Raw genomic sequence first — 12,768 nt, forward strand, 5'->3', positions numbered from 1 at the left:
CATGACGGCATCCGCCCAACGCGCTTTGACGCTTGAGAGTGCTGCTCCTCATGCCGCCGAGCAATCAGAACTGCACCCGGAGAAGCAACACGCCCATGTGCGCTTCATCAATCTGGGCAAGGTCTATGAAGGCCCGCAAGGCCCGGTGCCGGCGCTTCAGGGCATCGATCTGGATATCCAGCGCGGTGAGGTGTTCGGCATCATCGGCCGCAGCGGCGCTGGCAAATCGTCGCTGATCCGCACCATCAATCGTCTGGAGAAACCCAGCAGCGGCCGCGTGCTGATCGATCAGGTGGACATCGGCGACTTCAATGAAGACACGCTGGTGGCGCTGCGCCGACGCATCGGCATGATCTTTCAGCATTTCAACCTGATGTCGGCTAAAACTGTGTGGCAGAACGTCGAGCTGCCGCTCAAGGTCGCGGGCGTGCCGAAGGCGCAGCGCCAGCGCAAAGTTACCGAACTGCTGGAGTTGGTCGGGCTGGAGGGCAAGCACAGGGCCTATCCGGCGCAGTTGTCGGGCGGGCAGAAGCAGCGCGTCGGCATTGCCCGGGCGCTGGTGCATGATCCGGCGATTCTACTGTGCGACGAAGCGACCTCGGCCCTCGACCCGGAGACCACGCAATCGATTCTGGGCCTGCTGCGCGAGATCAATCAACGCCTCGGGCTGACGATCATTCTGATCACCCACGAGATGGCGGTGATTCGAGAAATCTGCGACCGCGTGGTGGTGCTGGAAAAAGGTGAAGTCGTTGAGCAGGGCCCGGTCTGGCAGGTATTCGGCGATCCGCAGCATGAGGTGAGCAGAACACTGCTGGCACCGCTGCAACATGCGCTGCCAGAGGATGTTCACGCGCGCTTGCAACCGCAGCCTTCCAATCATCACGCCAGCGTTGTGCTGGATCTGCAATTCACCGGCGGCGATGGCAAGGAGCCTGACCTGTCCGCGCTGTTCAATGCCTTTGGCGGGCGCGTGAGCCTGCTGCATGGCGGGGTCGAACGTATTCAAGGGCGTGCACTGGGTCATCTGTTGCTGGCGGTGAGTCACTCGCCGCTGTCAGCGGAGGAATTGCTCAATCGCGCCCGCAAGCACGCGCATCAGGCGGAGGTACTGGGTTATGTGGCTTGATCGTCTCTGGCAGGGCGTTATCGACACCTTCCTGATGGTCGGCGTGTCGTCGCTGATCGCATTGATACTGGGCATTCCACTGGCGGTGATTCTGGTCACCAGCGGCAAAGGCGGCATTTTTGAAGCGCCCAATGTAAACCGTGTACTGGGCGCGTTCGTGAATATCTTCCGTTCAGTGCCGTTCCTGATTCTGATGGTTGCGCTGATCCCGTTCACGCGGCTCATCGTCGGCACGACCTACGGCGTATGGGCGGCGGTGGTGCCGCTGACCATCGCATCGACACCGTTCTTCGCGCGTATTGCGGAAGTCAGCCTGCGCGAAGTTGACCATGGTTTGATCGAAGCGGCCCAGGCGATGGGCTGCCGCCGCTGGCACATCGTCTGGCACGTGCTGCTGCCCGAGGCACTGCCGGGCATCGTCGGCGGATTCACCATCACCATCGTGACGATGATCAATTCGTCGGCCATGGCCGGTGCGATTGGCGCTGGCGGTTTGGGCGACATCGCTTATCGGTATGGTTATCAACGGTTCGACACCCAAGTGATGCTCACGGTGATCGTGTTGCTGGTGATCTTGGTGGCGGTGATTCAGTTGGGCGGGGATCGATTGGCATTGCGGCTGAACAAGCGGTGATCAAAGGGCGCCTTCCCTGCAGGACCGGCTGAAGCCGGTCCCACTGTCGGCATGCGTTGATTCAGTAGGACTTGCTTTAGCCGGGAAAACGTCAGGCGTCACACTGCAAAATTAATGGTGCTGCCACGGGCCTCTTCCCGGCTGAAGCCAGTCCCACTAACGGCATGCGTTCATTCAGTAGGACTGGCTTTAGCCGGGAAAGCGTCAGGCGTCACACTGCAAAATTAATGATGCTGCCAACGGCCTCTTCCCGGCTGAAGCCGGTCCTACCAAAAGGCATGCGGTTCCGCCAGGAGATTGCAATTCGTGAGCGGGGTATATTGGCGGCTTTCCACGCTCAGACGGCCGCACGATGAAACTCGACCCACATGATCTCGCCCAGATCACCGCCACTACCCTCGGCAATTACAATGAGGTCGCCGAGGGCTTTCGCGAAGGCACTCGTGATCATGACGTCAGCCAGAACATTGATGCGTTGCTGCGCAACATCACCGGCCTGGCGCCGTTCCAGATTCTCGATTTCGGGTGCGGGCCAGGGCGTGATCTTCAGACATTTTCTGCCATGGGCCACATCGCCACCGGACTGGACGGCTCCGAACGCTTCGCTGAGATGTCCCGCGCCGACAGCGGCTGCGAAGTGCTCCATCAGAACTTCCTTGAGCTGAATCTGCCCGCCGAACGTTTCGACGGCATATTCGCCAACGCCTCGCTTTTCCACGTCCCCCGACAGGAGTTGCCTCGGGTGCTGCGCGAGCTGCACGGCGCGTTGAAGCTCGGCGGCGTGCTGTTCAGCTCCAATCCCCGGGGCGACAATCAGGAAGGCTGGAAAGGCGAGCGCTTCGGTTCATTTCATGATCTCGAATCGTGGAGCGCGTTACTGACCGAGGCCGGGTTCAGCGAAGTCGAGCACTACTACCGACCGCCGGGATTGCCGAGGGAGCAGCAGCCGTGGCTGGCGAGTGTCTGGCGCAAGGTATGACGGTTTGGGGGCTGCAGTAGCGTCCTGAACACCGGGTGCATCAGCCGCCTTCCCCTGTTACGTGATAAACGCTGATCGCTCCGTCAGGCCCAAACGCCGTCACGCTATGCTCTGCAAACGAACGGCCCACTGCCTCACGCGGCGTGCCATCGAAGTTCGCCACCAGCCTTGTTCCGTCCGCGAATGTGGTCTGCTGAACCAGTCGATCATGGGTCAGCCAGCTAAATGCCGTCATCGCCTGGTTGCCAAGGCGCTCGTGCAATGGCCTGAAAAAACTGTCCTGTCGCTGCATCACCGGCAACCGCTCGGCCAGCGTCGCGCTGCTCAGGTGATACAGCGGCGGCACGTTATAAAGCAGTTGAGCGAGCTCGTTGTCCTGCCTGACATTCACCAGTTTCAAGCTGTCGAACAGCCAGTGGTGAGTCGTGATGACTGATCCATGGAATACGGTTTGATACAGCGGCAGACGGGTCGTCGGGTTGAAGTGAACGGTGCGATAAGGCTCCTTGATCGGCACCGGTTTGAAGAACACGTCCGGCTGCTCCGGTGGATACCAACTCCCTAGGTACCAGCGGGAGGACTTGTGCTGACTGAGGTCCGAATCACCCCAGCCGATCACCGGCGTCTGCATGCCGTGAGCGAAAAGGATGCCTGCGGCGGTGACAGCATTGCCGTCCTCGGAACCTGAGGGCAGCGCTCGGGCTTCAGCCACCCACTGCGAAGCACTGACATTGGCGGCGGCGTTCTGCATCTGGGTCATGGTCGCGCCGGGGCGATAGCTGTCAAACAGCATCCCCGTGGCGTAGGCATCCAGAAACCAACTGTTGAAACCGGCGACGGCCTGTACAGCCGTAATTCGCGCCTCCATTAACGGCCGGACACAACGTGGATCGGTGTAATGCCCGGACTGCTGAAAACCTGCCTTGAACGTGCCGTCCTTCAGCACGATGGCGCATTGACGATGTGCGTCGCTGCCCAGGTGAGCGGTCACCCAGTCCGGATTTTCATGGGTCGCCAGAGCCGTTTCGTAGGAGTCATAGGGCGCAATCAGATAGCCTGCCTGTACGGCGGAGCGAACGGCCTCTGGATGCCAGAGCCCACCCTCCCAACCTTCGCCGAGCCCAAGCCACAGGCGGGACAGACCGGATGCTTGCAGATCTTTGACTCCCTTAAGGGACAGCGCGCCGCCCCAGGTTGACGGGTCGTCAGCAAGGGCGCCGACGAACAGGCGGGCAACTTCCTCGCGGAGCTTGCTGTAACGCGAGGCCAACCGCGACATGTCGGGCTGGGCATCACGTTGCCAGGCTTGCCTTGCGACAGAGTTGAGCGCGCTGTTGAGACTGCGCAGCAGGGCGACCCGTTGCCAGTGTTGCAACTGCCCATGGCTTCCACTCAGCGCAACCAAGGCCTGGTTATCCAGCCGCTTGCGCAGTTGCACGGCCAGTGGCTCATTGGACGCAAGTACCTGAGTCAGGCGCTCCCATGATTTAACGTCCCCAGGCGCGAGCAAGTCGTTGCCCCACAGATACACGTGGGCGGCGCCGAGCAGCTTGCGCCCCTCCGGGGTTTTCTCGAACTTGCTTTCGAGCGTCTGATATTCGCCATTGTCGATGAGCCACTGTCGATAGCGCCTTGCACCGGCCAGCGGATCGGGGGCGTCCAGAGACAGGCGAAGGGTCATTGGCGCACTGACATCCAGCGCCGTGAACTCATGACGGGCGGACAACCCCAGCGCGACACCCTGCGAATACAGACTCAGACGATTGTTGAACGGGTTGGTCAACAGCCAGGTCAGGGTGAACGCGCCGTGGTCCATTCCCCACAGCGGCAAGCTCAGGTCCTGTGTGGTGTTGATCTCGCCCTGGGCCACCAGAAACTGTTGCCAGACACTGTCCCCCCGAGGGACGTAATGACCCTCCGCCATCGGCCAGATCAGCGCCTTGCCCATGGCCTCGCCCGGCTGGTTCAGGAACTCCAGCACACCGGCATCCCGGGCCTTGATGGTCAGCAAGAGGTCGCGTTGCTGCAGCCGGACTTCGAGATGCCAGGCACCGTCGTCCCACTGCCACGCGAGGGAGTTCTGCGAAGCCTTGAGCTCACTGACGCGATGCGCCTTGACCCCGCTTGATGCCTGCAAGGCAGGTTGCCCGGTTGGCGAGACGCGGATCGCGAGTGTCTGCGGATCAACGTTCACCCGCCAGAAGTCGTTTTCCAATGTCTTGGCCGAACTGCTGGACATCATCAGCCAGCTAACCATAAGGCAAACACACAAGCGCACTGAGAGAGATGGCACGTCGAGCCCCGCTAATAGATTCAGCGGGGCACAGTAAGGCAGGGACAGGTGAGTGTCTGTCAGACCGATCCTAAATCTCGGCGGGGTCTTCAGCCGCCTCGCAAAAAACCGCCTCGCCCATTTCAAATGGATTGCGTGACTGTCATTTCTGACAGTAGCCCCTTCCTGTTCCCGCGCACACACTGGGCCCGCGCCATGAGTGCCAACCACGATCCGGTTGTCTGATGAACACAGGCTGCCAATCGCCAATCAGCAAGGGAACGACGATGAGTAATTTATTGGAAAACGGTGACTTCGCATCCGGCGAATTAGAACCTTGGACTACTACCTCCAGTGAGGATATCTGGGAGATCAAGCCAGATGGCGCGGGTTACTACATTCAACTGGCAAAGGCGGGCAGCCTGTCCCAGTCTATCCCGGAAGGCGGTTATAAACCCACGGCGTTGACGTTCGAGGTCCGGGCAGGCGAAGTCGTAAAACCCGGCGATTTCGTGGTGTTCAGTTACGCGGCGTTCGTCACCGCGCCGGACGGAGCAGAGGTGTTCGCGGACATCTCGGGAGCAACCAAGGAGTGGCAGCCAGTCACGCTCAATATCGATCGAAAAACGACCGCTGCCAGTACGGTAACTGTACAGGTCCACACTGCCAGCGATCCTGAAACGTTAAAAGCTCAGGCAGGGCAGGTACATTTCAGAAATTTCCAACTCATCCAATAGCGCGCCGTGGCATCGACTCAGTGGGGACGGCTCCAGCCGGAAAGAAGCAGTTTGTACATCATCAGTTTTGCGGTGTGATGTTTAACGCCTTCCCGGCTAAAGCCAGGTCCCACTGGGTGCGTGGCTCGTTCCAGTGGGACTTGACCGCTTCCGCCTCAACCGCCGGTATCAATGCGCAGGGGAAGACGCGCCATCGTCCGCATCGTCATCACGGCGATGTTGCTCCTCCTGTTGGCGCTCCTGGTGCTTGCTCCGCTCCTCGTCACTCGGCTCCTTTATCTTGTACCAGGCCACGTACAGCGCCGGCAGGAACAACAGCGTCAGCAAGGTCGCGATGATGATCCCGCCGATCATCGCGTAGGCCATCGGCCCCCAGAACACTTCGCGGGCAATGGGGATCATGCCCAGGCTCGCCGCCGCGGCGGTCAGCAGGATCGGTCGACGACGGTGTTCAGTCGCTTCCGCCACCGCGTCCCACGGCAGATAACCGGCCACCTCGTATTCGTGAATCTGGGTCACCAGAATCACCGAGTTGCGGATGATGATGCCGATCAGTGCAAGAATTCCGAGGATCGCCACAAAGCCCATGGGCGTCCCGGTCGGCACCAGCGCGAGCACTACGCCGATCAACCCCAACGGCGCCACGCTGGCAACGATGAACATCTTTTGCACGCTGTGCAGCTGGATCATCAGGAACGTCGCCATCAGGAAGATCATCAACGGTACGACCTTGGCGATCGGCCCTTGGGCCTTGCCGCTCTCCTCCACCGTCCCGCCGGTAGCGATCTTGTAGCCCACCGGCAAACCGGCGGCGAACTTGTCGATCTCGGGCTTGAGCTCCTTGACCAGATCGGTCGGCTGCATCTCGTCGCGTACTGCGGCCTTGAGCGTGATCGTCGGTTTGCGATCACGACGCCACACCAGCGGCTGCTCCAGCTCATAACGCACATTGGCGAAGGCCAGCAGCGGAATCGAGGTGCCCTGGGGCGTGACGATCTGCAGGTTCTGCAGGGTTTCCGGCGACCCGCGCTCGGAATCCACCGCACGCCCGACGACGTTGATCAGGTAGATGTCGTCGCGCACCTGGGTCACTGCCGAGCCGGTCACGATGCTGTTCATCAGTTGCGCAACGTCCTCGGACGACAATCCCAACTGCCGCGCCTTGTCCTGATTGATGTCGATACGCAGGACTTTACCCGGCTCGTTCCAGTCGTAGATCATTTCGCCGATGTGTTGATTCTGGTCGAGCAGGGTGGCGAGTTCGATGGCGTGCTGGCGGACTTGGTCAATGTTGTCGCCGCTGACCCGGTACTGAATCGGACGCCCTACCGGCGGCCCCATTTCCAGCGGCTGCACGTAAGTGCCAATGCCGACGAATTCATCACGCAGGCGCTTTTTCAAACGTTCGGTCAACGCGCCGCGCTCTTCCAGCCCTTTGCTGACGATCACCAACTGCGCGTAATACGGGTTTTCCAACTGCTGGTCCAGCGGCAGGTAGAAACGCACCGCGCCTTCGCCGATATAGGTGCTCCAGCTGACGATGTCCGGATCGTCCTTGAGGGAAGCTTCGAGCTTATCCACCGCGCGGCGCGTCTCGTTGATCGAGGCGTTTTGAGGCAGATTGAGGTCGACCAGAATCTCGGGGCGGTCCGATGAAGGGAAAAACTGGTTCTGCACAAAGCGCATGCAGAACAGCGACGTGGCAAACAGCAAGATCGTGATGATGATGGTCAGCCAGCGATGGCGCATGGCCCAGAACATTGATCCGTTGAAGGCTCTTGCGATGCGTCCGGGCTTGGCGTTCTCGTCGTGCTTCTTCACGTTCTCGCTGAGAATGTGCACGCCGATCACCGGCGCAAACAACACGGCGACGACCCACGAGACCAACATGGCGACGGCAATCACAGCGAACAGGGTGAAGGTGTATTCCCCTGCCGAACTGGCGTTCAGGCCGATCGGCACGAAGCCCGCGACCGTCACCAGCGTACCGGTGAGCATCGGGAAGGCCGTCGAGGTGTAGGCATAGGTCGCGGCCTGGGCTTTGGTGTCGCCTTTTTCGAGGCGCGACACCATCATCTCCACCGTGATCATCGCGTCATCGACCAACAGGCCAAGGGCAATGATCAGGGCGCCCAGGGAAATACGCTGCATGGTGATGCCGCTGTATTCCATGAACACAAAGACCATCGCCAGCACCAGCGGGATCGAGCAGGCAACCACCAGCCCCGCGCGCATGCCGAGGCTGATGAAGCTCACGATCAACACGATCACCACGGCCTCGAACAGCGCGCTGGTGAAACCGCCTACGGCCTTCTCGACCACCTGCGCCTGATCGGACACCACATGAACGCCGACGCCAATTGGCAGGTCCGCGGTCGCGGCGCTCATACGTTCATGCAGCTGCTTGCCGAACTCCTGAACGTTGCCGCCCTTCTTCATGGCGATGGCCAGGCCGATGGCGGGCTTGCCGTCGAAGCGGAACAGCGGCTTGGGCGGATCGGCGTAGCCGCGCGTGATTTCGGCAATATCGCTCAAGCGATAGAAGCGATCGTTGAGGCGCAGGTTGACGTTCTCAAGATCTTTTTCCGACGCGAACTGGCCGGAGGTGCGCACCGAAATTCGCTCAGGCCCGGCTTCGATGACCCCGGCGGGCGTCACGGTGTTCTGCGATTGCAGGCTCTGCACGACCTGACGCTGATCAAGCCCCAGGGCCGCCAGTTTGCGGGTGGAGAAGTTCAGGTACAGCACTTCATCCTGCTCGCCGATCATTTCGACTTTGCCCAGGCCCGGCACGTCGCGGATCTGGACGCGCACTTGCTCCACGTAGTCGCGCAACTGGCGCAGGGTCAGGCCGTCGGAGGTGAAGGCGTAGATCGAACCGTAAACGTCACCGAACTCGTCGTTGAACGCCGGCCCTTGCAGGCCTTGAGGGAACTGCCCGCGAATATCGTCGATCTTCTTGCGCACCTGATACCAGATGTCGGGTATGGCCCCGGCGCTGGTGGTGTCGCGCAGGTAAACGAAGACCGTGGACTCGCCCGGCCGGGTGTAGCTCTTCACATAGTCGAGGGAGTCGAGTTCTTCGAGCTTTTTCTCGATGCGGTCGGTGACCTGCTCCAGGGTTTCGTCCACGGTCGCGCCCGGCCAGCGGGTTTGTATGACCATGGTCTTGATGGTGAACGAAGGGTCTTCTTCGCGGCCCAGATTCATGTAGGAAAACACGCCCATCAGCAGGCCGACGAACATCAGGTACCAAACGAAAGACTGATGCTTGATTGCCCAATCGGAGAGGTTGAACGTCCCTTTCATCGCGGGCTTTCCTTATCGACTTTGATTTTCTGCCCCGGCTTGAGGCTGTTGACCCCGGCGGTTACCACGTGATCGCCGTTGTTGACGCCACCGTCCAGGATCGCCGAGCCATTGCTGCGGCTGACGATATTGACCGCGCGTGGCGAGACTGTCTGGTTTTGCATGTCGATGATCCAGATCTGGGTCTTGCCGTCGACTTCCTGCACGGCCGTGGCGGGCAGCTCGATGCGCGGTTTGATCGCCGAGCTGAGGGTCACACTGATCGCCGTACCCAAACGGAAGGCCGCTGGCGTATCCGCCAGGGTCAAACGTGCGCGACGGGTGCGGGTGGTGCTTTCGGCCTGGGGCTCGAGTTCGCGTACCGTCGCGGTGGTGTTGATCTCCGGCTCCAACTGGCTGGCGACCGTGAACACGACGTCGCTGGGCAGTTGCTCACCCAGTTGCGCCGGCAGGTCAATGACTGCCTCCTTGATGTCAGGGCGCGCCAGCGTCACCACCTGCTCACCTGCGCTGACTACCTGGCCGGCCTCGACTTTCCATTCGGTGACGACGGCATCGTGATCGGCGCGCAGTTCGCTGTAGCTCAGTTGGTCTTTAGCCTGCTGCATCGCGGCCTTGGCCTGATCGTAGGACGACTGCGTGGTTTTCAGGTCAGTGACCGCGACATCCAGCGCGGCCTGGGCGCCAACACCGCGATCGAACAGCTCTTGTTGGCGACGGGCGTTGGCTTGGGCGTTGATCAACTGGGCTTCGACCCGGGCCAGATCGCCCTGGGTCGAGCGCACCTGATTCTGTTGGTCAGTCGGGTCGAGGACGGCGAGCATGTCGCCCTTCTTCACCTGTGCACCGACATCGACGCTGCGCTGGGCGATGCGTCCCGATACGCGAAAGCCCAGGGTGCTTTCATAGCGCGCGGCAATGTTGCCGGCAAAGCGACCCAGGTTTTCCTGCGCCTGTGGCTTCACCTCGATGAACAGGACCGGCCGAACCGGTTCCGGCGGCGGCTCTTCCTTGCTGCACGCGCTCAATAGCAGACCGATCAACACGATTCCCGACAGACGCTTCATTGCTGGGCTCCCGACGGCTGTTTCGAGAGATCGGTGTACACATCGGCGAGTTCCACCTGCATGTCCGGGTGGAGCAACTGGTTACCGGCAACGACCACTTTTTCACCATTCTTCAAACCGTCGACAATGATCACCTTGCCTGTCAGATAGCGCCCAACCGTGACGCCGCGCAGGCTGACCTTGTTGTTGCCATCGACCACCCACACCGCTGGCTTGCCGAGCTGATCGCCCAGGCCTTTGGTCAATGCGGACCATGGCAGCTCGACGCTGGTTTTGGCCGGCACGCTCAGGGCGGCACTGACCACCGAACCCAGGTCCATGCCCGGCGGCAGTGAGGCGAGCGCGATTTTCACTTGCAGCGTGCCTGTCTGCGCCGACACGGCCGGGGTGACTTCGCGGACTTTACCGACGGCCTTGACCTTGGGGTTGTCCAGCAACGTGACTTCCACCGGCTGATCAGTGGGCGGGTTAACAAAAAGCGATTCGTAAACGTTGAACACGGCATCGCGTTCGCCGTCACGGGCCAGGCTAAAGATCGGTGCCGTCGGTTGCACGACCTGGCCGACTTCGGCCTGCCGCGCGGTAATGATGCCCGGCGCATCGGCGATCAAGGCGGTATAACTCAGTTGCTCGCGGGCATTGGCCAGTTGCGCCTGGGCGGCTTTGAGCGCGCTCTGGCTGCTGTGCAATTGCGCCTGTGCCGAGTCGTACTCACTGCGGCTGGTGTAGCCCTTGGGCAAGAGCTTTTCCTGACGCACGAAAGCAGCGGAGGTTTGCTTCACGCGGGCCTGCTCGGCGGCGACGGCAGCGATGGCCGAGTCGACGTTGGTCTGCAGGTCTTTGGGGTCGAGCTTGGCCAGCACTTGTTTGGCCGACACCCGATCGCCAACATCCACCGACCGCTGAATGATCTTGCCGCCCACGCGGAACGAAAGTTGCGTCTGCACCCGCGCCTGAACATCGCCGGTCAGCGCCACGTCTGCGGCGAAATCGGCCGTCTTGACCTCCTGCGCCTGCACGCGTGCGCGCACCGGTTCCTGGGGCTTTTCCTTCTCACAGCCAGCAAGAATGGCCAGGCACAGACCGAGGGAGAGAACGGTCACACGACCATGAAAAAAGAGGGGTTGGGCGGGCATGCAAGCTCCTTGTGCCAATGCCGTTGCGACACCGCGCCGCCGGACGCCGTAGCGATGTGATCATGCGACTGTGAGCGTTGATCAGGGTTCCTTGACCCACCTTGATATGGGCGCGCGGAACGCAGGCGCAATGTATGCCGGGACGTGGGCTAACACAATGCATTCGCGAGCAAGCTCACTCCCACAAGTTTGTGCCAAGCCCAATGTCGGGGGCGGACGCAAATTCCCTTTAGGAGCAATCGGAGGTTACGACGGTCGCGAAAGCGGCGGGTCTTTGACATGAATGTTGGCTGACACACCGCAATCGCGAGCAAGCTCACTCCTACAATTTGTGGCGTAGCCGACATCTGCGTCGGGCGCAAATCCCTGTAGGAGCAATCGGAGGTTACGACGGTCGCGAAGGCGGTGTGGCTGACGCACCGCCCCCCATCAGGCAGGTCTAAACAGACCGACCAACGTTGAGGATCAACTTCCGGCACCACCGTGGGCTTCTTCGAAGAAGAAGTCCTTCCAGCTGTCAGCCTTGTTTTTCAGCACACCCAGCTCATGGAGCTTTTCGGCGTAGATGAACGTGCGCTGGGGCACGACGGTGAAGTCGATTTCCGGGTCGGAGACGATCTTCTCCACCAGCGGCAACGGCAGTTTCGATTTCTCGACGTCGATGTAGGTCTTCGCCGCCGCAGGCTTGTCAGCCTTGATGATCTTCTCGGCCTCGGCCAGTGCGTCGTAGAACGCTTTGTAGGTCTTCGGATTTTCGTCGTGGAATTTCTGAGTGGTGTAGAGCACGTTGAACGTTGCCTGGCCGCCCAGCACATCGTAAGAACTCAGCACTTTATGCACGTTGGGGTTTTCCAGCTCCTGATACTGAAACGGAGGACTGGAGAAGTGCGCGCTGATCTCCGACCCGCCGGCAATCAGCACCGACGTGGCGTCCGGGTGCGGCAGGCTGACGGAGATGTTGTCGAATTTCTTGAAATTGTCGTTCCCGAACAGCTTGGCGGTTTCGATCTGCAACGTACGCGACTGGAACCCTACGCCCGCCGCCGGCACCGCGATGCGGTCCTTTTCAGTGAAGTCGTTGAGGGTCTTCACGTTGGGGTTGTTGCTGAGCAGGTAGTTGGGCATCGAGCCCAGCGAGGCGATGGCCTTGACGTTCTGCTTGCCCTTGGTCCGGTCCCAGATGGTCAGCATCGGCGGTACGCCCGCCGACACCACGTCCAGCGCGCCAGCCAGCAGGGCTTCATTCATCGCGGTGGCGCCGGAGATGCTGTTCCAGTCGACCTTGATGTCCAGGCCCTGCTCCTTGCCATGCTTCTCGATCAGCTTCTGCTGCTGAACGACGTCCAGAATCAGATAACCGATGCCGAACTGCTGGGCGATGCTGATCTTGCCTTCAGCGTGAGCGCCGCTGCTCAACAAAGCGCCAGCCAGACCCAGGGCGGCGGCGAGCGCGGTCAGTGTCGGGCGTTTGAAAGGTGCAGCTGTTTTCAGAAATTCCATACATT

At 60.7% G+C, this 12,768-nt stretch carries 9 protein-coding genes; 4 read left to right on the forward strand and 5 right to left on the reverse strand.

Features of this window, described 5'->3' with window-relative positions; genetic code table 11:
- Position 1 precedes the first annotated feature (1 nt).
- The 3 genes from AC0Z8Z_RS23390 (at position 2) to AC0Z8Z_RS23400 (ending at position 2,742) form a co-directional block, all read left to right on the forward strand.
- Entirely contained in the window at positions 2 to 1,129 is a 1,128-nt protein-coding gene (locus AC0Z8Z_RS23390) for a methionine ABC transporter ATP-binding protein (protein WP_485620688.1), read from the forward strand.
- A complete protein-coding gene (locus AC0Z8Z_RS23395; protein ID WP_122536756.1) occupies positions 1,119 to 1,763 on the forward strand; it encodes a methionine ABC transporter permease in 645 nt (214 codons plus the stop codon). The genes AC0Z8Z_RS23390 and AC0Z8Z_RS23395 overlap by 11 nt, the downstream gene beginning before the upstream one ends.
- A gap of 352 nt (positions 1,764 to 2,115) precedes the next feature.
- The gene (locus AC0Z8Z_RS23400; protein ID WP_485620689.1) at positions 2,116 to 2,742 is read left to right on the forward strand and encodes a class I SAM-dependent methyltransferase; all 627 of its coding nucleotides are present in this window, start codon (positions 2,116 to 2,118) and stop codon (positions 2,740 to 2,742) included.
- Positions 2,743 to 2,782: 40 nt separating this feature from the next.
- On the opposite strand, the gene AC0Z8Z_RS23405 is transcribed toward AC0Z8Z_RS23400, so the two are convergent.
- The gene (locus tag AC0Z8Z_RS23405) at positions 2,783 to 4,984 is read right to left on the reverse strand and encodes a glycoside hydrolase (RefSeq protein WP_485620690.1); all 2,202 of its coding nucleotides are present in this window, start codon (positions 4,982 to 4,984) and stop codon (positions 2,783 to 2,785) included.
- A 317-nt stretch (positions 4,985 to 5,301) separates the two neighbouring features.
- Here AC0Z8Z_RS23405 and AC0Z8Z_RS23410 point away from each other — a divergent pair, with 317 nt between their 5' ends.
- Positions 5,302 to 5,751 carry a hypothetical protein gene (locus AC0Z8Z_RS23410; protein ID WP_485620691.1) on the forward strand — a complete coding sequence of 150 codons (450 nt, stop codon included), beginning with the start codon at positions 5,302 to 5,304 and terminating at the stop codon, positions 5,749 to 5,751.
- Between the two features lie 168 nt (positions 5,752 to 5,919).
- Here AC0Z8Z_RS23410 and AC0Z8Z_RS23415 read toward each other — a convergent pair whose 3' ends face one another.
- The 4 genes from AC0Z8Z_RS23415 to AC0Z8Z_RS23430 form a co-directional block, all read right to left on the reverse strand.
- Positions 5,920 to 9,060 (reverse strand): efflux RND transporter permease subunit, encoded by a 3,141-nt coding sequence (locus tag AC0Z8Z_RS23415; RefSeq protein ID WP_485620692.1) that lies wholly within the window; start codon positions 9,058 to 9,060, stop codon positions 5,920 to 5,922.
- Positions 9,057 to 10,127 (reverse strand): efflux RND transporter periplasmic adaptor subunit, encoded by a 1,071-nt coding sequence (locus tag AC0Z8Z_RS23420; protein ID WP_485620693.1) that lies wholly within the window; start codon positions 10,125 to 10,127, stop codon positions 9,057 to 9,059. The genes AC0Z8Z_RS23415 and AC0Z8Z_RS23420 overlap by 4 nt, the downstream gene beginning before the upstream one ends.
- Complete coding sequence (locus AC0Z8Z_RS23425) at positions 10,124 to 11,263, reverse strand: efflux RND transporter periplasmic adaptor subunit (protein ID WP_485620694.1); 1,140 nt, start codon at positions 11,261 to 11,263, stop codon at positions 10,124 to 10,126. The genes AC0Z8Z_RS23420 and AC0Z8Z_RS23425 overlap by 4 nt, the downstream gene beginning before the upstream one ends.
- A 465-nt stretch (positions 11,264 to 11,728) precedes the next feature.
- Entirely contained in the window at positions 11,729 to 12,763 is a 1,035-nt protein-coding gene (locus AC0Z8Z_RS23430) for an ABC transporter substrate-binding protein (protein WP_485620695.1), read from the reverse strand.
- Positions 12,764 to 12,768: the final 5 nt, after the last annotated feature.

It is taken from the genome of Pseudomonas sp. 1L-C-7-B-C1 (assembly GCF_057291635.1).